This window comes from Candidatus Poriferisodalis sp., assembly GCF_965205175.1.
Lineage (GTDB): Bacteria > Actinomycetota > Acidimicrobiia > Acidimicrobiales > Poriferisodalaceae > Poriferisodalis.
The window spans coordinates 1,335,368-1,355,860 of the sequence record NZ_OZ242038.1 but is presented as its reverse complement, the minus strand read 5'-3'; the positions used below and the strand labels follow the sequence as shown (position 1 = coordinate 1,355,860).

The window sequence follows — 20,493 nt, the reverse complement described above, 5'->3', positions numbered from 1 at the left end:
ACCGCTGACGTGTGGCGGCCGCCGACGGTAGCTTTGCCATACATGACCCAAGTGCCCGACCGGCCCACCGTCGACGGCCTCGAAGCGAAGTGGTCGCAGCGCTGGGAAGCAGACGGCGTGTACCGCTTCGACCGCAGCGCGGTGCGCGAGCAGGTGTTCAGCATCGACACCCCTCCGCCGACGGTGAGCGGTTCGCTGCACATGGGGCACGTCTTCAGCTACACCCACACCGACAACATCGCCCGCTTCCGGCGCATGGCGGGCCACGAGGTCTTCTACCCGATGGGCTGGGACGACAACGGCCTGCCCACCGAACGGCGGGTGCAGAACTACTTCGGGGTGCGCTGCGACCCGTCGCTGCCCTACGTGGACGACTTCGAGCCGCCCGCCGACGGCGGCGATCCCACGGCAGTCGAAGCCCGCGGCGAGCTGACGATCTCGCGGCGCAACTTCGTCGAGCTGTGCCACCTGCTGACCGCGCAGGACGAGCAGGCGTTCGAAGCGCTGTGGCGACAGCTCGGGCTGAGCGTGGACTGGTCGCTGACCTACGCGACCATCGACGAGCGCTGCCAGCGAGTGGCGCAACGCTCGTTCCTCGGCAACCTCGAACGCGGCGAGGCGTACCAGATCGAGGCGCCCTCGCTGTGGGACGTCACCTTCGGCACGGCAGTGGCCCAAGCCGAGCTCGAGGATCGCGAGCGGCCCGGCGCCTACCACCGCATCGCCTTCGGGCGCACCGGCACGTCCGGCCCGACCAGTGACACAGCCAGCGACACAGCGAACGGCCCGGTGAACGACGCCGTGAACGGCCCAGCGCACGACACGGTGGAGATCGAGACCACCCGGCCGGAGCTGCTGGCCGCCTGCGTGGCATTGGTGGCCCACCCCGACGACGAGCGCTACCGGCCGTTGTTCGGCACCACGGTGACCACCCCGTTGTTCGGCGTGGAAGTGCCGGTGGTGGGTCACCGGCTGGCCGAGCCCGACAAAGGCACCGGCATCGCCATGATCTGCACCTTCGGCGACACGACCGACGTGACGTGGTGGCGCGAGCTGGACCTGCCCGTGCGGACGATCGTGGACCGACGAGGGCGCATCGCCGCCGAACCGCCGCCGGGCATCCACAGTGCCGCTGGGCACGCGGCCTACGAACGGTTGGCGGGCCGAACCGTCGGCGGCGCCAGGCAGGCCACCGTGGAGCTGCTACGCGCCTCGGGCGATCTCGTCGGCGAGCCCCGACCCATCACCCATGCGGTGAAGTTCTTCGAGAAGGGCGACCGGCCGCTGGAAATCGTCTCCAGCCGTCAGTGGTACATCCGCAACGGCGGACGCGACGCAGACCTGCGCGACGCCCTCATCGCCCGTGGCTCGGAGATGACCTGGCATCCGCCGTACATGCAGGCCCGCTACGCGAATTGGGTCGAAGGCTTGAGCGGCGACTGGCTGATCAGCCGCCAACGCTACTTCGGGGTGCCGATCCCGCTGTGGTACCGGCTCGATCGTGCCGGCGCGCCGATCTGGGACCGACCGCTCGTGCCCGATGACACGTCCTTGCCGGTCGACCCGGCCAGCGACGTGCCCGACGGCTACGAGGAGTCGCAGCGGGGTCAGCCCGACGGCTTCGTCGGCGACCACGACGTGATGGACACGTGGGCCACCTCCTCGCTGACGCCGCAGATCGCCTGCGGCTGGAGCGAGGACGAAGACCTGTGGCGGCGCACGTTCCCGATGGACCTTCGCCCGCAGGGACACGACATCATCCGGACGTGGCTTTTCTCCACGGCGGTGCGCAGCCACCTCGGCCACGACAGCGCCCCGTGGCGGCACTGCGCGCTCTCGGGCTGGATCCTGGATCCGGACCGCAAGAAGATGTCCAAGTCCAAGGGCAACGTGGTCACGCCGGTGGACCTGCTCCACACCTACGGTGCCGACGCGGTGCGCTACTGGGCCGCCAACGGCCGCCCGGGCACCGACACCGCGTTCGACGAGGGCCAGATGAAGGTGGGGCGCCGCTTGGCGATCAAGCTGGCCAACGCCGGCAAGTTCGTGCTGACGATGACCGGCGGCGCATTGCCGGCTGAAGCGAACCGCACCGCCCCGGCGGTCGGCAATGCGCTGGATGCGGCGATGCTGGCAGAGCTGGCGAACCTGGTGCGTTCCGCCACCGATGCCTTCGAAGGATTCGACTACGCCCGCGCGCTCGAGCGGACCGAACAGTTCTTCTGGCGCTTCACCGACGACTACGTCGAGCTGGTGAAGGGCCGCTCGTACGGCGCGCAGGGCGAAGCAGCCGCTGCCGACGCACACCTCGCATTGACAGTTGCGCTGGACACGCTGCTGCGGCTGTTCGCGCCCTTCTTGCCATTCGTCACCGAGGAGGTCTGGTCGTGGTGGCGGAACGGCTCGATCCACCGCTGCGCATGGCCCGACCCAGACGAGATCGCGGCGCCGGCACAACATGGCGCCGCGGACGCGTTCGAGCTCACCGCTTCGGTGCTGGGCGAGGTGCGGCGCGCCAAGACCGAAGCCCGCCGCAGCCTGCGGGTGCCGGCAGCACGAGTGACCGTGTCGGCCTCGCCGTCGGACATCGAACTCCTGGAGACCACGCGCCGCGATCTCATCGACGCCGGACGCATCGAAGAACTGTCGCTGGCGGTTGACGATGCAGCGACCCGGCCCGTCGTCAACGCAGTGCTGGCACCACAGGCCCCGTAGCGGGCCAGCAGAGCAGCAGCCTCGGGCCGGCTCGAGCTTCAGCCGTCGCCGTCGTCGCTGTCGCTGACTGGCTCCATCTCCGGACCGGACCGCTTCGGCGCAGCAGCCGCAGGCGCAGCAGGGGTCGTGGCCGCGGTCAACGGGTCGCCGGCCTGCTGCGGGCCGCCGCCTTCGTGGCGAACCCACACTGTCCGTTGCGGGAACGGAATCTCGATGCCGGCGTCGTCGAACGCATCCTTGATGCGCTTGCGCATCAGCCGAGCGGTGGCCCACTGCTCGGACGCTTCGGTCCGCAGCATGACTCGAATCGTGACTGAATCTGCTGCGAACGCCTGCACGCCCACCACGTTCGGCTCCTCGAGCACGGTGGTGTCCTCTCCCTGCTCGTGCCAGACCTCGTCGGCGACGCGCTTGATGATGGCCATGGCCTCGTCGAGGTCGGTGTCGTAGCTGACGTCGATGTCCAGCGGGACTCGCGCCCACAGCTGCGAGTAGTTGCCGACCCGAGAGATGACGCCGTTGGGCACGTACCACACCGTGCCGCCGATGTCGCGCAGCCGGGTCGTGCGCAAGCCGACCGCCTCCACGGTGCCTGAGGCTTCGCCGAGGTCGATCCAGTCGCCGACGCCGTACTGATCCTCCACCAGCATGAACACGCCGGTGAGCAGGTCGCGCACGAGCGACTGGGCACCGAAGCCAATGGCCACTCCCAGAATGCCTGCGCCGGCAATCAGCGGGCCGAGGTTCACGTCGAACTCGCCCAGCAGCATCATGAGCGCGACGCCCCAGATGATCGCGGTGGCGATGCTCTTGAACAGCGTGCCGAGCGTCGTCGCACGTTGCTTGGCCCGCTCCGTGCGATCGCTCAGCTGCTTCAGCTTCGCCTTGAGCCGTTCAGGATCCCAGGCGCGGCCCTCGGCTTGGGTCCGCTCAGCCTCGTCCTGCTCTGCGTGCTGCTTGTCCGATGCGATGCGTGCGACCATGTGGTCGATGGCACGCCGCACAACCCGACGAGCGATGATCGCCAGCAGCACGATGACCAGCACCGTGAGGGGCTTGTCCACGATCCACACCGAGGCCGACGCAAAGCCCTCGCTGCCGGTCCAGTCCAGGATGCGCTCGCAGACCCAGCTGGGCTCGGTGCCACAGACCTCCGCGCTGCGGCTGGCCTCCAAGAGGGCATCCACCGCATCGGTGGCCGATTCGGCCTGTGCCAGCAACTCGCTCATCACGCCGAGCCTACGACACGAGCGTTAGTGCAGTCGGCTCACACGCTTCATCGAGTTCGCGCGCTTCTCTGAAGACATAAGTTCGCTGAGGTCACACAGTGTCGCCGGCCTGCTCAGCGCCGGCCCGCCCAGCGGGGAGCCAGATGGTGAAGGTGCAACCAGCGCCGGGAGCGGTGCGCAGGTCAATGGTGCCGCCGTGAGCGTCCACGATCGAACGTGCAATCGCGAGGCCCAGCCCTGAACCGCCCGTGGCACGCGAACGAGACTGGTCGCCCCGAAAGAAGCGGTCGAAGATGCGGTTCGCCCGAGCCGAGTCGAGTCCGGGACCGTCGTCGGCCACGACGAGGGTCGGCCCGGTCGGGGTGGCCCGCGCCGCAAGACGCAGCTCGCAGCTCACCTCGGTGTGGGTCAAGGCGTTGTCCACGAGCGCCGCGACCACCTGTTGCAGTCTGAACTCGTCGCCCGTGGCCGTCACCTCCGGGTCCGGAGTGGAGAGCAGAATCGACCGCTCCGGCTGGACAGCGCGCGCATCGTTGGCCGCGTCGCTGACCAGACGGTTCAGATCGACGCGGTCTTTGCGCAGAGGTCGCTGCTGGTCGAGGTCGGCGAGCAGGAGCAGATCCTCCACCAAGTCCTTCATGCGTTTGGCGTCCCGCCCGATTCGGCGCATCATGTCGTCGAGGTGCTCAGGGCTGCTGAAGCGGCCGTGAGCGTAGAGATCCAAGTAGCCACGAATGGACGTCAGCGGGGTACGCAGTTCGTGGGAAGCGTCGGCGACGAACTGGCGGCGTCGGAGCTCGATGGCATCGCGGTCGTCGAGCATCACGTTGAAGGCGTTGGCCAGCTTGCCGGCTTCGGTACGACTGTCGGTCTGCTGGACTCGCAGACTGCGATCCCCCCCAGAGATCGTCTCAGCTACGTGCGTGACCGTGCGCAGCGGCCTGATGCCCAACCGTTCCACCCACCACACGGCTGCCGACATGACTGCCACGACGAGGCCGCCGACAACGAGGAGTACCAGCTCAAGCCTGCGGACTGCGTTCTCCACCTCGTCGAGCGGAAGTGCCGCGACCAGGAACGCTCCTCGCTCGCCCGTCGGTGCGGCTCGAACACGGAACCGAACGCGTTCCTCCACGCCATCGACGTTCATAGCCGAGCTTCCAGGCTCTATCAGTTCAGCCATCACCGACGGGATATCGGGTGTATCGTTGTTCAGCTGACCTTGCAGAAAAGGCAGGAGCTGCCCGTCGGCAATGAGTCCGACGAAGAGCGTCGATATCGGGGCAAAAGGGTCGGCCGGTATTGCCTCGATCTGGATGCCTTCCCCCGGGATCATCTCAGCGTTGGTATACGGCAGTGCTCCGTCGAGTTGCTGGTCCACCTGCTCGATGAGATACGAACGCTGGCTTCGTACCACGATGATGCCGCCAATGGCGATCAGCGCCAGCAAGCCGAACATCGCCGCGTACAGCCGCTGCCGGAGGTTCATGCTTCCACGCGCAGGGTGAATCCGATGCCGCGGATCGTCTGGATCAGCTGTGGCTCGACGTCGTCGATCTTGCGCCGCAGATAGCTGATGTAGGTGTCGACAACCGCAGAGTTGCCTCCGAAGTCGTACGACCAGACATGGTCCAATATCTGGTAGCGCGAGAGCACTCGACCGCTGTTGACCAGCAGATAGTGAAGCAGCTTGTATTCGGTCGGCGACAGATTCACCGGTTGGCCTGCTCGTGTGACCCTGTGCGTGTCGTCGTCCATGACCAGGTCGGCGCAGCGCAGCTGCCGTCCGGCGCTGCTCACCTGATCGTCTTCGAGACGGAGGCGCACCCGAGCCACGAGTTCGGCAACCGCGAACGGTTTGACCACGTAGTCAGCACCACCGGTCGTGAGTCCGCGGACACGGTCCTCGGTGGCGTCTCGCGCGGTCAAGAAGACGACCGGCACATGGCACCCGCGGTCGCGAATGCGTTGCAGCACGGTGAAGCCGTCGACATCAGGAAGCATGACGTCCAACACGATGACCTGCGGCCGATGGCTCTCGACTCGTTCAACGGCCTCAGTGCCCGACTCTGCTACCTCCACGTCGAATCCGTCCATCTCAAGTGCCGTACGAACGATGAAGCGGATATTCTCCTCGTCGTCGACGACGAGAACTCGCGGCCCCGAAGCATTGTCCATCAACGGCGACGCTAGCTGCTGCCCGCGAGGTTGTTTGCGCGTCAAACCCCATAGCACATCACAGAGAACCCACAGGTTCTCACAGAAAACTCACAGAATACGCGACTTGACCGCGCTCATCGTGCTGCTAGAACTGAGCCCGTGAGAGATTCGCCAGAAGAGCACCGGCGCGGATACTGGAGCGGTTGAGCGGTGCGCAGCAGCTACGCACAGGCACTCATCCCGGAAGGGTCGGAGTTCATCTGGGCGGGCTTGCTGGTAGCCATCTTGTGGTTCGCAGCAGTAACCGCTCTGCTCGTGTGGTTGGCGGCAATGGTGGCCAAGTGGTTCGGCTGGTCGCTGCCGGGCGCGGCCGGCCGAGCACTGCGAGCTCTGGGCACGCGGAAGGTGCTGACGCTGATCGGCGGTGCCGCATGTGTGCTCATTGCAGGCGCAGCCGTCACGGTGCCGGTCGCCTGGTAGTCGGGATCGGTCTGGTCTAGCCTCGCCCCAATGTCAGACGACGGGGCGCCAGACGACGAGACTGCTGCAATCAGCAACGACCGAGCCCAGGCTGCTGGGAACGCCGACGGCGCGGCAAGCGAAGCGGTGCTCTACGAGCTTTCGGGCGGCGTGGCCACCATCACGCTGAACCGCCCGGACTACCGCAACGCACTCAGCGTCGAGATCGTCAACGGCGTCGGCGACTGCCTCGAGGTGGCACTCGCCGACGCCGAGGCGCGGGTCATCCTGTTGACTCACGTCGGCAACACGTTCTGCGCAGGCGCAGACTTGCGGGCTGCTCGGCCCGGAGTGTCCCAGCCCGAGCAGCGCCACGACTTCGTGGCCATCCTCGAACGGATCATGACCTGCGACAAGCCCGTAGTGGGCCGGCTCGCCGGCCACGCCACGGCGGGCGGCGTCGGGCTGGCGGCGGCACTGGACATCTCGATTGCCGCCGACGATGCCATCATCGGCTTCACCGAGGTCCGCATCGGTGTGGCACCGGCGGTGATCTCGGTGGTGTGCCTGCCCAAACTGCGCCGTGCCGACGCCAGCGAGCTGTTCCTCGAAGGCGAACGCGTCCCTGCCCCGCGAGCGGCTGCTGCTGGATTGATCAATCGCTCCGTGCCACGAGACGAACTCGACGACGAAGTAGCGGAGACGCTTCGGCGGCTGCTGCGGGGAGGACCCGAGGCGTTGGCCAACACGAAGCAGCTCATCACCAAGGTGCCGCAGATGGCGCGCGCCGAAGCATGGGTGTGGACTGCCGAGCTGAGCCAGCGGCTTTTCGGCAGCGCCGAGGCCACAGAAGGCATTGCTGCTTTCCGCGAGCGCCGCGATGCCGGCTGGGTGCCGCCAGGGCAGTAGCTGAAGGGCGCGGTAGCGTCGGCAGCCGTGAGCGGGCAAGTGCATCTCGAGCGCGACGGCCGTGTGGGCCGCATCGTCTTGGATCACCCCGAGCGGCACAACGCCATCAGCACGCAGATGTGGAGCGGCATCACCGCTGCCGCCCACGAACTGGAAGACGACCACGACATCCGCGTCGTGGTCATCCGAGGTGCCGGCGAGCGCGCGTTCGCAGCGGGTGCCGACATCAGCCAGTTCGGCGAGCAGCGATCCGATGCCAGCCGCAACCGCGACTACGACGACACGACATCGAGAGCCCACGCAGCGCTGCTGGGCTTGTCCAAGCCGCTGATTGCCGCCATCGGCGGCTACTGCATCGGAGGCGGGCTGGCAGTAGCCCTGACAGCCGACTTGCGCGTCGCTGCCGACGACGCCCAGTTCACCATCCCTGCCGCCCGGCTCGGCCTCGGCTACGGCACCAGTGGCATCGGGACGCTGATGCGGCTGGTCGGGCCTTCGGCTGCCAAGCGCATCTTCTTCCTGGCGGATCGCTTCGGCGCCCACGAAGCACTGCAGATGGGTCTCGTGAACCGGGTCGTGCCCAAGGCGCAGCTGCATGACGCCGTGGCCGAGTGGACCGATCTCATCGTCGGCAACGCCCCCCTGACCATCGCTGCAGCCAAAGCGGCGATGACGCAGTGGCAGCTGCCCGAAGCCCAGCGCGACTTCACCGAAGCCGAAGCCAGGATTCGGGCCTGCTTCGACAGCGAGGACTACGCCGAAGGGGTGGACGCGTTCATGAACAAGCGCCCGCCGCAATTCACAGGACGATGAGTCGGAAGACGCTGATTCACCAGACGACGGCGCTGTTGCCGGCGGTCATGTCCGCGACGAGCTCGAAGTAGGTATCGAGCCGTTCGCCAGCCAGCTCACCGGCGTCCACCGCAGCACGGACAGCGCAGTCCGGTTCCACCGCGTGCGCGCAGTCGGCGAAGCGGCATCGCTGCGCCAGCGCCGTGATCTCGCCGAACGACGCTGCCAAGCCGTCGAGCACGCCGCCGGCCGCCGGCAAGCCCATGTCGCCACTCCAGGGGATGAGGTCCTGCAGGCCCGGCGAGTCCACGACCGTCCCGCCGTCGGCGCCGCCCACCGGCACCAGCTGGCGGCGCACCGTGGTGTGGCGGCCGCGTCCGTCGGGGCTGAGGGCGGCCACGGGCATCACCTCGGCTTCTGCCAGACGGTTGACCAGCGAGGACTTGCCGACGCCCGAGGGACCGCTGAATGCGACCGTCGCACCTTGGCCGGTGAGCGCGCGAAGCCCGTCGAGGCCGCGACCGTCGAGCGCACTGGTCGCCAGGATCGGCACCGCCGTGGTCGTGGCGCCGATGCGGCGGCGAAGCGCATCGACGGTCGCCTCGCCGTGGGCGCGCGACACGGTGTCGATCTTGTTCACGACGATCACCGGTCGGCTGCCCCCGCCGAACGCCGCTGTGAGGTACCACTCGATTCGGTGGCCGATGTCGGCCCTCGGCGGCATCGGCGCATCGTCGGCGGACCGTGCGGTCACCACTACGGCAAGCACGTCTGCGTTGGCAGCCACGAGCTGCGCACGGGGCCGCGACCCGCGAGAACGACGGCACAGCAGCGACGAGCGATCCAGCACGCCGGCGATGGCGACTCGCCGGTCGTGGCGTGCTTCGGTCGTGCGAACCACCCAGTCCCCGACGGTCGGAAAGTCGAACGGCGACCGAGTCGCGTCGCGTACCGCGGCATCGACGGCCCCGGTGGTCGCTCCCTCCTCGTCGACAAGCTCGTAAGCGCCGCGATGCTCAGCCGCGACCCGGCTCACGCGGTGACCCGACGCCACGGCCGACGTCGAGCCGAGACGACGGCGCCAGCCGAGCTGCGCCAGCGACACGTTCGCCACCTGTCAGGCTGCTTGCTGGTCGGGCAGCCGGGCGGGGCCGTCACTCACGGCGCAGCCACACCTCGTCGTATCGGCCGACGCCGAGACGTTGTCCCTCGACGGCGGTGCCGTCGGGCAAGGTGATCCGCCCGAGTCCGGCCACCTCCGCCGTGGCGGCGACGACGCTCGACGCATACCCCACCAACACGTAGGGCGCCTCGGCCGCGAGTTGGGCCGTGAACTCCGCAGCTGCGCGGCGGCGGTCTTGGGCATCGGCGGTAGACCGGACATAGTCCGCGAGCGAAACCAAGGACTCGCTAGTGACGTTGGACACGTTCAGCGGCGTGGTGCGCACCGGTCCTACCGCTGCGGACATCAGCACTGCGGGATCGGATTCGCCGCCGACTCGCCAGCAGGTCGCCTCGAAGTCTCCGACGAAGGAGGGACTCTGGATCACCGAGCCCATCACGCGGCTGATGAGTCCCGTGCGAGCAACCGTCTCGACAGCCACATCGACGAGTCCGGTGCGCTCCCACTGACGCTCGAGTTCGGCGGTCATGCGCGTCAGCGCCGGGTCGTCGGTACACAGGACTTCGATGCGCACCGGCTCGCCGGCGTCCCGACCGTCGGAGCGTTCAGGATCCTGCGTGTACCCGGCCAGCAGCTCGCGGGCGCGCTCGACATCATGGGTCGGCCAGGCTGCCGCCGCGTCAGCGGAGTACCAGATGCTTGCAGGCGACCACCACTGCGTCGCAGCCAGCGAGTCGACGTCGGGACTGAGCGCCGAAACGAGCGCTGCCTGGTCGGCGGCGCTCACCAGGGCGTTTCGCACTCGTCCGTCGTCCAGCGGGGCGCGCAGCAAATTGAACAACACGGCGCCGGCGTTGTCGTCGAATCGCCGGACGGCGCTGAGCGGACGGCCGCGGCTGTCGGTCGCCGTGGTCACTGCCGTGGTCAACTCGGCCGATCGCGACATCAACACGTCCCCGCGCCCGTCGAGCAGCGCTTCGAGGCGTCCCCGCTCATCGGCTATCTCGGTGAAGACGATGTCGTCGGCCAGCGGAAGCGCCGAACCGTCCGAGGCCGTGCGCCAGTAGCCGGCATTGGCTGCGAGCACTGCCGGCTCGCCCGCTGACCAACCCACGAACACAAACGGCCCGGTGCCCACAGGTGCCGCAGCGAACCCCTCGGCGTTGGCCTCGGCGGCAGCTACCGAGAAGACCCGTCCCACCGGTCCCGCGAGCGCTGCGGGCAACCCGGCGTTGGGCTCGCTCAGCTCGAAGACCAGCGTGAACTCGTCGGCAGCCACGATCGACCTGATGCGGGCGTCGCGCAGATGGCTGCCGCTGGCGCGGCCCGAGCGCAGGTACTCGTCGATGCCCGTCTTGACCGTCACGGCATCGAAGGGCTCGCCGTCGCTGAAGCTGATGCCGGGCCGCAGCCTGACCGTCCATCGCTGCAAGGAGACGTCGGCGGTCACCGATTCCGCCAGCCACGGAGCGACCGATCCGTCGGGGAGCACGACGGTGAGCGTCTCGAGCACATGGTCCAGCACGTTGCGGCACGACCAAGCGCAGGTGTGATCCCACGGTGTCCAGCCGGTGATGGGCGTGGGGTCCGCGGCCAGCAGCACGCGCAGCGTGCCGCCGCGGCGCGGAGCGGTGCCCGATGGTGTGGGCACCGTGGTCGGCTGACGAACCGGCGCTGCATCGTTCGTCGTCGCGGTGACCTCGTTCGTGCGCGGTGTGTCGGCACCGCCGGCTTCGGAGCTGTGAGATGCGGTGCTCGGGACCGACGCTCCCGTGGTCTGCGGCGGCGCCGCGGCATTCCTGCTGCACGCCCCCGCCAGCAGCACCAGCGCAGCGACGGCGGCGACAGCAGCTCGCGGCGCGCTCAGGAGCCCCTGCCTCTGTGGTCTCCACGCCTCGCGACCACATCGTCGCCGTCGAAGCAACTGGTGCCGAATGTCGCCAACCGCATGTCACACCTGCCCGCTACACAGTGGGACGCATCTGCAAACGCCGCACCACGGCGGCACGCGGCTGTGCGCATCGATCTTCAAGACAGGGAGTGAGCCTAATGTCCACCGGATTGTCAGTCGTGCTTGGAGTGCTGGCGGGTCTCGCCGTCGGCGCAGGGGTCTGTTGGGCGCTGATGCGCAACAGAGCGACGAACTTGACCAGCGAGCGCGACGCTGCCCGCAACGATTCAGCGTCGCAGTACGCGGCTGCGTCTGAATTGCGAGACCGCCTAGCCGGCATTGAGGCCGACCGGGAGGTCAATACCAGAGAACTCACCGCTCAGCGCGAGGCCGCTTCGGAACTGCGGGCGCGGCTCGCCGCCGTCACCGCTGACCGAGACGCTCGTGTGGAAGAGATGGCGAAGAAGCAGGCGGAACTCGAGACCAGATTCAAGGAAATCGCTGCTGAAGTCAGCGAGGCCACCCGCGGCAGATTCATGAAGGAGTTCCGCGACCTCGCCGCCGAGCAGACCAAGACGGCCGGAAAGACGGTCTCCGAACTCGTCGAGCCCATGCGCGAGCGCCTCCAAGAGCTGCACCAGCACGTCGACAAGGCCGACAGGGCACGCCTGGAAGACTCGGTCAAGGTTTCCAAGAGCGTGGATCAGCTGGTGACCGAGACCAGCGGTCTGCGCCAGATCTTGCGCGACTCCAAGATGCGCGGCGCTTGGGGCGAACAGCACTTGCGCAACGTCATCGAGGCTGCCGGCATGAGTCGCCACATCGACTACGTCGAGCAGGCGACGGTAGGCGAACTCGGCGGTGAGGGTCGGGGACGGCCCGATGTGGTGGTCAAGGTGCCGGGCGGCGCGAGCGTCGTCATCGACGCCAAGACGCCCTTCGACGCATACACGCGGGCCGTGCAGACCGACGACCGCGACGAGCAGCGGCGGGCGTTCGCCGAACACGCTGCGGCGCTGAGCGCGCGGGCCAGGGAACTGGGCGAGCGGGACTACGGCCGGTGGGTGTCTGACGCCCCCGACTTCGTGCTCATGTACGTGCCGACCGACCCGATGCTCGACGCCGCGATGGATGTGGACGGCGACGTGTGGCAGAACGCCTGGCACCGGCACCGGGTGCTGATCGCGACGCCCGGCTTGCTGATTGCCTTCTTGCGCACGGTCGCACTGGCATGGCGTCGACAGGACATGGACCGCAACGCCGAAGAAATCGCGAAGCTGGGCAACGATCTGTACTCCCGGCTCGCCACCTACATCGACCACGTGGACAAGATGGGTCGCGGCTTGCGAAGCGCCGTCGATGCGTACAACGGCAGCGTCGGCTCGTTCGAGCGCATGGTCCTGCCCCAAGCGCGTCGCTTCCGCGACTTGGGTTCGGTGACGGCGGGCAACGAGCTCGGCGAGCCGAGCCGAGTCACGTTCGACGTGCGCTCGGTCAATGCTGCAGAGCTGGAGCGCGGCGATGACGTCCATGGCCGCGAGGACTGAGGCACTCGCGCCGCCGGCGTTGGCGGCTGGGCCCTGAGCTATCCGCCGGCCCGCGCTGCGGTGGCTTCGTTGATTGCTCGCCACACGCGCTGGGGCGTGAGCGGCATGTCGATGTGACGAATTCCTAAGTGTGCGACGGCATCCACCACGGCGTTCTGGACCGCGGGTGTGGCGCCGACAGTCCCGGACTCGCCGATGCCCTTGGCGCCGAGCGGGTTGATGTGGGTGGGCGTCTCGAGCACGACACGTTCGAAGAAGGGCACTTCTGCTGCGGAGATGATCGGGTAGTCCGCGAAATTCCCGGTGAGCGGATTGCCGTCGGCGTCGTACACGAACTCCTCGTACAGCGCTTGGGCTGCGCCTTGGGCCAGACCGCCGTGAACCTGTCCGGCGGCCAGCAACGGATTGAGGATCGTGCCGGCGTCGTCGCACGCCACGAGCCGCAGCAGCTCCACGTCTCCGGTGTGGCGGTCGACTTCCACGACGGCCACATGAGTGCCGAACGGGAACGTGGGCGCGTCGGAGTCGAAGACCTCCTCGGCGTGCAGCAGACGCGGCGCCGGCGCGCCGTTCGTCGCAACGAGATGCTCCGCTAGCGCCGACCAGCCCACCGAGACTGCCGGCGTTCCCGCGACATGGAACGCCGCGGTCCCGGTATCGAGCACGACGTCTGCGGGGTCGGCTTCGAGCATCGTCGCGGCGACCTGTCGAGCCTGATCCACCAGCGTGCCGGCAGCTTGCCAGATAGCCGAGCCGGCCAGCTGCACCGAGCGCGAACCGCCGGTGACTTCGCCACGGGGCACCTCGTCGGTGTCGCCGTGGACGATGTCGATGTGCTCCATCGGCACACCCGTGCGGTCGGCGATGAGCATCGCCCATGCGGTGTGATGTCCTTGACCGTACGGCGACGAGCCGGTGCGAGCCACGATGCGACCGCCCGCGAGCAGCTCTACTGCGCCGTACTCGGCGCGCCCGATGCCTGCGGTGCGCTCGACGTAGGTCGCGAGGCCGATGCCGAGCAGCTGGTCATGGCCGTCGGCGCGGCGGCGTGCTTGCTCGGCGCGCAACGCTTCGTAGTCGGCCGCTCGCAGGGCCGCATCCAAGCTCGCTTCGTATCTGCCGGTGTCGTAGGGCATGCCCGTGCGAGTGGTGAACGGGAAGGCGTCGGGCTGCAGAAAGTTCTTCCGGCGCACCTCGGCGGGATCCATGCCGATCTCGGCAGCGAACACGTCCACGGCGCGCTCGATGGCTGCTGCTGCTTCCGGGCGGCCGGCACCGCGGTAGGGACCGGTCGGCGTGGTGTTGGTGAGCACCGAGACCGAACTGAAGCCGAGCGTGGCGATGTCGTAGCAGCCCGTCAGCATCGCCCTCCCGTTGTTGGGCAATGCAGCGCCCATGTTCCCGTACGCGCCGGACTGCTGCACGACGTGTACCCCGAATGCGGTGATGCGGCCGTCGCGGGTGCCGCCGATGCGGCAATACTGGATCTGCCCGCGGCCATGGACCAAGCCCACCATGTCATCGGTGCGCGACGGCACCCACATGACCGGCCTGCCGATCCGTGCTGCCAGCCAGCCGAGCAGTGCTTCTTCAGGATGCGGGCGAGCCTTCGCCCCGAAGCTCCCGCCAACGTCACGCGAGACCACGCGTAGCTGAGATCGGTCCAAGCCCAGGATCTTGGCCAGACCGGCGCGCACCGGGTGCGGTCCCTGACCAGCGTTGACATGGTGCAAGCGGCCGTCGTCAGCCCAGCGGCTCGCGGCGACGCGCGGCTCCAGCGGGCACGGCGCGATGCGATGGTTGACCGTGCGCACCTGCGCTACGGCTTCGCACGAGTCGAAGTCGGCCTGCTCGCCGTCAAGCGACATGCGGATCACGACGTTGGGCTCTGCCATGCCGTCGAACAGGGCGGCGCTGTGCAGCGCTGCTTCCGGATCCACGAGCGCGGGCAGCGGCTCGTAATCGACGACGACCGACTCGGCTGCATCCATGGCCGCCGCCGGGCTGTCTGCCAGCACGACGGCGACGGGTTCGCCCACGTAGCGCACGCGGTCCGATGCCAGCAGCGGGCGCACGATGGCCGAGTCGAACGCTGGACTCGGCGGCGGGTACGGCCCCAGAGCGGGGTCGGCATCGATGTCGGATGCGGTGACGACGTCGATGACGCCGGGCACCTCACGTGCGGCGGCCACGTCGAGACCTGCGATATCGGCGTGGGCGACGGTCGAGGTCACGTAGCACGCGTGTGCCAAGGGTGCCCAGCTCGCATCGGCGGTGAGGTTCGCCACGAACTGCCCGCGGCCGCGCAGCAGCGCCTCGTCCTCGCGCCGCAGGACCGATGTTCCACGCAGTGCCACGAATCGACTCCCACTGCTCCGCGTCGGCCCCGACTCCCGGCGACCGCTTCGCCCCGATGTCTGCTTCAAGCCTCGCGCCAGTCCCGAGGCTCAGCGATTATGGCAGCCGAAGCGTCGTCGCGGCCACGAAGCTGCTCCACCGGACGCACCTCAGCGGCAAGTATGAGCAGGCAATCATGCCTTGCCAGCGCGCGCCGCAACCGCATAATGTTGTTCAATACTCGCCGTTTCGCCTCAAACGGACTACCTGCCTCCACCGCGATCAGCGCCATGCCCAAGCTATTGGCGGTCAATTGAACATCGTACTGAGCAAGCGAGTCGCGATCAAGAAAGAGCACGCCATCGAATTGTTCGTCAGCTGCAGTCTGCACCAATTCTACATCCGTAACCATATCGCCGGTCCACCGGACTAGCGAGACGGCACCACGAGCCTCAACCTCCAAGCCACGGGGCAGACGAGCATCATAGAGAATTCTCACGGCAACCTGGCCACTTACTTCAGTGCCAAGAGTTGGCGTCCAACGCCCACGACATCATCATAATCGACACCTTGGAGTTCCGGATAGGCTTGCAATACGCCTTCCGTACTACTGGCCAAATGGATACTAGCAAGATCCTTGGCCGCAATGCGATATCCGGTCAGGTGCGGTGTGCCGTGCAGACAATTGGGGTGAAGCGTGCTGTTGGCAGTCGCATTGATGAGATCGGGAACCCTGCCGTCGCCGACCACAAATGGTCGAAACGTATCATCAACATCTTGTATTGAGATGTCCTCAAAGACACGCTGGCCGCTTGACAGGTCCTCGAAACCTGTGCCGCTATCGACCAGTATTTTACCATCGGCGGTTACACCGAGCCTTACAGCATCCTTAGCACCGGTGAAGTCCACAATCGTCCCGATGATCTTCGGAGACACTGACTTTGGCGACTGTGAGTTGAAGTACTGCCAAACGCGCACCGCGACAACGTCGCGAAAATTCCAGCGTGGTCCATCAACGTCGAGTGATTTCAGCAGATTTCGCTTCCGTTGACGATACAACCAGTCAGATTTTGCGCCGGCGAGAAACGCAGCCTCTCGCGTCGTGTATATTCCCGCTGTGAAGACTTCTGGCTTCCATAACGATTCGCCGATGCCGAAGTCAACATCAATCGATCGTATTGGCTCCCGAAACACACCTACCAAGGCGTTCTGAAGCCGCTGAATTAGACGCATTTGGTCCCGCGGTCGATCTGGCAGGTCGCCGCCGTCAGGCACGATGATCTGAGATTCGGGGAACTCCGGAAACTTCTCGCGTACGCGCCGTCGAGTCTCTTCGCTGCACACAAGTCCTGTTTCCGAGCCAAACCATGTAGGGATTTGGGTTCTAGATTCTAATCGCCTGACCGTTGCACCAGCCTCAATCAATGCAACCGACATGCGAAAAACAAGATCGGCCCTGAGTCCTGAATCGACGACAACGACCGGAGGCAGTGCAAAGCCCGTTTTCTCGACGCGACTGCCCGGCCACGACAGATACTGCAAGCGCTGTTCGTCACTAGTCACCGGCACGGCCGAAGGGTCAACTCGAATCTGAATTGCCCGTTGCTGTTCGGACATAGTGAGGCTAAAGTCTACAATGCGCTGTCGAACTGATGAATCAACCGCCGGGTTCGCGGCAAGATCTGCCGCGTGGAATAACAATTGCCTATCGTGTGTTTCAACCGCTAGCTCGACGACGTTGTGAGCGAGCTCGAAAAGGTCGAACACGACGGCGAGTTCAGAAGCGAAGCGGAGTCGTTCTAGATCACTACGGAGCAACGGCAGGATACCAGCGATGGCGTTCGGTAAGGACTCCGCCTCCTGCGAAGTCAGATTTCCGGCCAGTCTAGACATCAGCAGGGTCGCAGAATGTCGTCGTGAATCGATTCCTGAAAGCGTGTTTAGCACAGCGCCGTAAAGTTCTACCGGTGGCAGTCTCACGGACGCCACTCAATCCAGCCGAGCGCCAGCAATGGAATGTCGTTGTCTACGCGCTCATCGGGAACACCACCGGGAGTCCACTGCAGATTTCTTCCCGGCAACGCATCGAACCCACGCGGTTCACGTATCATGACTCCAGCAGCGCACAATAGCGCCTTCGGAAAGATGAACATGATGAATGGTGGCCGACTCCCACCGAGTTGCAACTGGCGCCTCAATGCGGAACCAGCTGTCTCTGCTACATTTGCGGCTGGAACCATCCAGGAGTGTTCCGCAGGCAATAGGATCGGATCACCAGACAGGTCGTTGAAGGCCGCAGTTGCTGGCTCTTCCTGCACTGTCAAATGGTACTTATATGCTTCGGCGCCTCGTGCAAATGTCGCCTTTCGGTCAGGGTGAAGATGATGTCTCCAGAAGGTCTCGACTGAGACGCAGCGAGCGTAGTCAACTTCAGGTGCAACAAGAGGAAGGTCTGGTAGCTCAGACCTTCGTAGTTGTTCAAGTCGCAGGAGCGCGAGATGCGGCTGCGTCGTCGTTAGCCGCATGAGAGCGCCAGCTTCTCGGCGAACACGGCGAGGCAGCCCCGCGTCATCGGCGAAGATGCGAACCAGCGTGCGAGCTTGAGTCTCAACATCTGGGGCATCCTGCATGGCGTCAGCGTGGGATGGCGAAGCTACCAGCGGGCGGATGGGTCGAGGGCTAGCACCTCCACCATCTCGGCGTGCAGGCTCGCGAAGTGGGGCGACCGCACGCCGGCTCGGCCGCCGGCTGTCGTGTCGGAACCAGTCAAGGCGGAACCGGGTGACATCGGGCCAGTCGCATCGGAACCGGCTGCTGGGCGCCCGGCACGCGTCGGCCACGACGGCCGGCAGCCGGTCGGAGCGAGGGCTTCGTCGACCGTTGCCTGCCAGTGGGCTCGCTGGTCGCCCGGCGAGCGTGCCATGACTCCCGCAGCAACGAGGCGCTGCGCCGAACAGCCGGGCGGGAGGTCGAACAGCTCGCAGGCCATCGGCGCAAGCTCTTCGAACAGCGGCAGCAGCCGTGACCGACCCGCATCCGTCCTCAGCAGCCGAGACACCAGCCCTGACGCATGGCGCACATGCGACCGCTCCTCGGCCAGCGCCCGGCGCGCTACCGCACCCAGAGCCTCCCACGACGAATCCGCCAAGGCCGACCAGCGCACGGTCTCGGCGGTGTCGTACAGACAGTGCCGCACCAGCGTCTCGCCCCAGTCGCGACACGGCAGCTCTGCGATGTGCGCGCTGCGATACTCCTGCGGCTGACGCCCGTAGGCCAGCCGCTCGACGTCGTCGCCGAGCAGTCCGTACAGCGCACGGGCATGGCCGAGCTCGTCTTGGCTGATCGAGGTCAGCGCCAAGTCTTCCTCGAGGAACGGGCCCACCGCAATCCACCACGCCAAGTTCTGACCGATGCACAGTTCGTCGTCGGCGAACGCCAGCACGAACTCACGCCGCCCGTCGTCCGCGCCGGAGTGGGGCGTGGTGGTCATGTAGCGGGGTTCACGAGGCCGATGAAGCGTCGGCCCGGCGCAGATCCTTCAGCAACGCACCGTCGTTGTGACGGTGCGCACGGTCCGCCATCTCGAGCTCGACAGGGTCGCCAACCAGCAGGTCGTCCCGGGCCACCACCCACATCTGATCCCCCTCGGAACGGCGCGCGTAGCAGTCCCGGGCGAAGCTGAGCGCCAGATCGTCGTCGGGGGCTTCGAGGGCGCCAACATGGATGAACGGGTCCTTGCCGGCGCGCTTGAGGAACACCTCATAGGTCTTCATCTGCGCGACACGCTCGCCGGTCCAGCACTCCGGCCGACCACCTCGACCGGGTTGCGGCAGCTCGGACACCAGTACACGCTGCGGCACGGCGTCGGACCGAAGTCCGAGCGATGCTCCAGCCCGGCGCTGTTGCAGACAGGGCACACAGCATCCGGCTGGGCATTGTCCGGCTGAGCATCGTCTGGCTGGGCATCGTCTGGCTGGGCATCGTCCGGTTGGGCGCCATCTGACCGGACGCTTTGCGGCCGGGCACGGCGGACAGCAACTGAGTACTCCCGAGCCATGAACTCCACTGCAGCTGGGGCGATGCGATCCGGAGTCCACACCGGGTCGGCGACGAATACCACTTCCACCGACACCTCGCTGGCGCCGCACGCCGAACGAGCCGCATCGGTCACGTCGCGGGCGATCACGTCCAAGGCCGGACAGCCCAACATGGTGGGCACCAGCTCGACGCGCACCGAGCGTCCATCGTCGCCGGCGCAGACCCGTTCGAGGATCCCCAGATCTGCAATGGTGATCTCGGGATACTCGGGATCGCACACCGACGACACCGCACCGACGACCGCCGCCTCTACGGCGGGAGCGTTACGCGGCCGACCCTTCATGCCGGCACGGCGGCAGCCTCGTCCAGCGCTGAACGCACCCATGCCGCGCCGTGTCGTGCCGTGCGTGCATCGCGCAAGCGCCGGGCACTGTCAGGGCCACGACCCGAGATCGCCGCCTTCAGCGCATCCCAGTCGATCTCGCCGCTCGTCCAGCGACCAGTCTCCGGGTCCTGGCGCAGGTCCGGGTCGGGAATGGTGAACCCGGCCGCCAGCAGCTGCGGCACCATCTTGTTCACGAAACGATCCCGCAGCACCTCGTTGCGCTCGGACTTGATGTGCCAGCGCAGCAGCACGTCGTCGGGCGCCGAATCCGGACCGAACAGCTGCACAGAGGGCCACCACCACCGGTCGAGGCTGGTCTGCATCATCTCGTGCTGTTGCGGCGTGCCCTTGGCCATCTTGAGCAGCAGCTCTTCGCCGTTGCGCATGTGGAAGCCCTCCTCGGCGATGATCCGCCGCAGGATGCGCTTGTAGGGCCCATAGCTGCAGTTCTTGAACACAGCCTGCTGGCTGGCCAGCGCCGCCGCATCGACCAAGTAGGCGATAGCGATCTGATCGCCCCACGAATGCGCCCGGTAGTGGAACACGTTGTGAAACGTGGTGCGTCCCGCCAGCAGGTCGTCGGTCATCTCGTCGCGGGTCTTCACGCCCATGTCCGCCGCCACCATGTACAGCAGGTGCGCGTGCCCGATCTCGTCTTGGGTCTTGGCCAGCGCAGTGAGCTTGTTCGCCAGCCCTGGCGCCTTGGCGATCCAGTCCCGCTCAGTCAGCCCGCCCATGTACTCGCTGTTGGCATGCAGCTCAATGAACCGGAACACGGCCTGGCGATACGGGTCCGGCATGGCGTCGTGAGGCTCCACCAAGCCGCCGGCATCCAAGAAGGCCTCGAAATGCTCCATCGAGTCCCAGCTGCGCATGCCCGCATGCTACGACAGCGCCTTGCAGGCCGA

18 protein-coding genes are annotated in these 20,493 nt (G+C 66.6%); 5 read left to right on the top strand and 13 right to left on the bottom strand.

The genetic code is table 11. The features are described 5' to 3' along the window. Window positions 1–42: 42 nt before the first annotated feature. Window positions 43–2,715 carry a valine--tRNA ligase gene (gene valS / locus ACOGI4_RS05955; protein WP_419843007.1) on the top strand — a complete coding sequence of 891 codons (2,673 nt, stop codon included), beginning with the start codon at window positions 43–45 and terminating at the stop codon, window positions 2,713–2,715. A gap of 38 nt (window positions 2,716–2,753) precedes the next feature. Here valS and ACOGI4_RS05950 read toward each other — a convergent pair whose 3' ends face one another. The 3 genes from ACOGI4_RS05950 to ACOGI4_RS05940 all read right to left on the bottom strand — a co-directional run bounded on the left by ACOGI4_RS05950 (window position 2,754) and on the right by ACOGI4_RS05940 (window position 6,122). Continuing rightward, entirely contained in the window at window positions 2,754–3,944 is a 1,191-nt protein-coding gene (locus ACOGI4_RS05950; protein WP_419843006.1) for a mechanosensitive ion channel family protein, read from the bottom strand. Window positions 3,945–4,035: 91 nt separating this feature from the next. Further along, window positions 4,036–5,433 (bottom strand): sensor histidine kinase, encoded by a 1,398-nt coding sequence (locus tag ACOGI4_RS05945; RefSeq protein ID WP_419843005.1) that lies wholly within the window; start codon window positions 5,431–5,433, stop codon window positions 4,036–4,038. Further along, the gene (locus ACOGI4_RS05940) at window positions 5,430–6,122 is read right to left on the bottom strand and encodes a response regulator transcription factor (RefSeq protein ID WP_419843004.1); all 693 of its coding nucleotides are present in this window, start codon (window positions 6,120–6,122) and stop codon (window positions 5,430–5,432) included. The genes ACOGI4_RS05945 and ACOGI4_RS05940 overlap by 4 nt, the downstream gene beginning before the upstream one ends. A gap of 192 nt (window positions 6,123–6,314) precedes the next feature. Between ACOGI4_RS05940 and ACOGI4_RS05935 the strand changes: the two genes are divergently transcribed. From ACOGI4_RS05935 to ACOGI4_RS05925, 3 genes are read left to right on the top strand one after another with little or no spacing between them, the layout of a single operon-like run. Continuing rightward, window positions 6,315–6,584 carry a hypothetical protein gene (locus tag ACOGI4_RS05935; protein ID WP_419843003.1) on the top strand — a complete coding sequence of 90 codons (270 nt, stop codon included), beginning with the start codon at window positions 6,315–6,317 and terminating at the stop codon, window positions 6,582–6,584. Between the two features lie 30 nt (window positions 6,585–6,614). Beyond that, window positions 6,615–7,472 (top strand): enoyl-CoA hydratase/isomerase family protein, encoded by an 858-nt coding sequence (locus ACOGI4_RS05930; protein WP_419843002.1) that lies wholly within the window; start codon window positions 6,615–6,617, stop codon window positions 7,470–7,472. A 27-nt stretch (window positions 7,473–7,499) separates the two neighbouring features. Beyond that, window positions 7,500–8,285, top strand: a complete 786-nt coding sequence (locus ACOGI4_RS05925; protein WP_419843001.1) for an enoyl-CoA hydratase — start codon at window positions 7,500–7,502, stop codon at window positions 8,283–8,285. Window positions 8,286–8,301: 16 nt separating this feature from the next. Here the strand turns inward: ACOGI4_RS05925 and rsgA are convergent, their stop codons facing one another. Both rsgA and ACOGI4_RS05915 read right to left on the bottom strand, forming a co-directional pair. Next, window positions 8,302–9,378 carry a ribosome small subunit-dependent GTPase A gene (gene rsgA, locus ACOGI4_RS05920; RefSeq protein WP_419843000.1) on the bottom strand — a complete coding sequence of 359 codons (1,077 nt, stop codon included), beginning with the start codon at window positions 9,376–9,378 and terminating at the stop codon, window positions 8,302–8,304. A 40-nt stretch (window positions 9,379–9,418) separates the two neighbouring features. After that, window positions 9,419–11,212 carry an ABC transporter substrate-binding protein gene (locus ACOGI4_RS05915; RefSeq protein WP_419842999.1) on the bottom strand — a complete coding sequence of 598 codons (1,794 nt, stop codon included), beginning with the start codon at window positions 11,210–11,212 and terminating at the stop codon, window positions 9,419–9,421. Between the two features lie 224 nt (window positions 11,213–11,436). Here ACOGI4_RS05915 and rmuC point away from each other — a divergent pair, with 224 nt between their 5' ends. After that, window positions 11,437–12,825 carry a DNA recombination protein RmuC gene (gene rmuC, locus ACOGI4_RS05910; protein ID WP_419842998.1) on the top strand — a complete coding sequence of 463 codons (1,389 nt, stop codon included), beginning with the start codon at window positions 11,437–11,439 and terminating at the stop codon, window positions 12,823–12,825. Between the two features lie 38 nt (window positions 12,826–12,863). Here the strand turns inward: rmuC and ACOGI4_RS05905 are convergent, their stop codons facing one another. From ACOGI4_RS05905 to paaA, 8 genes are all read right to left on the bottom strand, one after another. After that, complete coding sequence (locus ACOGI4_RS05905; RefSeq protein ID WP_419842997.1) at window positions 12,864–15,182, bottom strand: xanthine dehydrogenase family protein molybdopterin-binding subunit; 2,319 nt, start codon at window positions 15,180–15,182, stop codon at window positions 12,864–12,866. A 65-nt stretch (window positions 15,183–15,247) separates the two neighbouring features. Then, window positions 15,248–15,661, bottom strand: coding sequence for a hypothetical protein (locus ACOGI4_RS05900; protein ID WP_419842996.1), 414 nt, complete (start codon window positions 15,659–15,661; stop codon window positions 15,248–15,250). 14 nt (window positions 15,662–15,675) lie between these two features. Then, window positions 15,676–17,142 carry a hypothetical protein gene (locus tag ACOGI4_RS05895; RefSeq protein ID WP_419842995.1) on the bottom strand — a complete coding sequence of 489 codons (1,467 nt, stop codon included), beginning with the start codon at window positions 17,140–17,142 and terminating at the stop codon, window positions 15,676–15,678. After that, on the bottom strand, window positions 17,139–17,480 hold the full coding sequence (locus ACOGI4_RS05890) for a hypothetical protein (RefSeq protein WP_419842994.1): 342 nt from the start codon (window positions 17,478–17,480) through the stop codon (window positions 17,139–17,141). The genes ACOGI4_RS05895 and ACOGI4_RS05890 overlap by 4 nt, the downstream gene beginning before the upstream one ends. A 335-nt stretch (window positions 17,481–17,815) precedes the next feature. Beyond that, entirely contained in the window at window positions 17,816–18,652 is an 837-nt protein-coding gene (gene paaC, locus ACOGI4_RS05885; RefSeq protein ID WP_419842993.1) for a 1,2-phenylacetyl-CoA epoxidase subunit PaaC, read from the bottom strand. Between the two features lie 10 nt (window positions 18,653–18,662). After that, the gene (locus ACOGI4_RS05880; RefSeq protein ID WP_419842992.1) at window positions 18,663–18,935 is read right to left on the bottom strand and encodes a 1,2-phenylacetyl-CoA epoxidase subunit B; all 273 of its coding nucleotides are present in this window, start codon (window positions 18,933–18,935) and stop codon (window positions 18,663–18,665) included. Beyond that, complete coding sequence (locus tag ACOGI4_RS05875; protein ID WP_419842991.1) at window positions 18,932–19,543, bottom strand: metal-sulfur cluster assembly factor; 612 nt, start codon at window positions 19,541–19,543, stop codon at window positions 18,932–18,934. The genes ACOGI4_RS05880 and ACOGI4_RS05875 overlap by 4 nt, the downstream gene beginning before the upstream one ends. After that, window positions 19,540–20,460 carry a 1,2-phenylacetyl-CoA epoxidase subunit PaaA gene (gene paaA, locus ACOGI4_RS05870; protein WP_419842990.1) on the bottom strand — a complete coding sequence of 307 codons (921 nt, stop codon included), beginning with the start codon at window positions 20,458–20,460 and terminating at the stop codon, window positions 19,540–19,542. The genes ACOGI4_RS05875 and paaA overlap by 4 nt, the downstream gene beginning before the upstream one ends. Window positions 20,461–20,493: the final 33 nt, after the last annotated feature.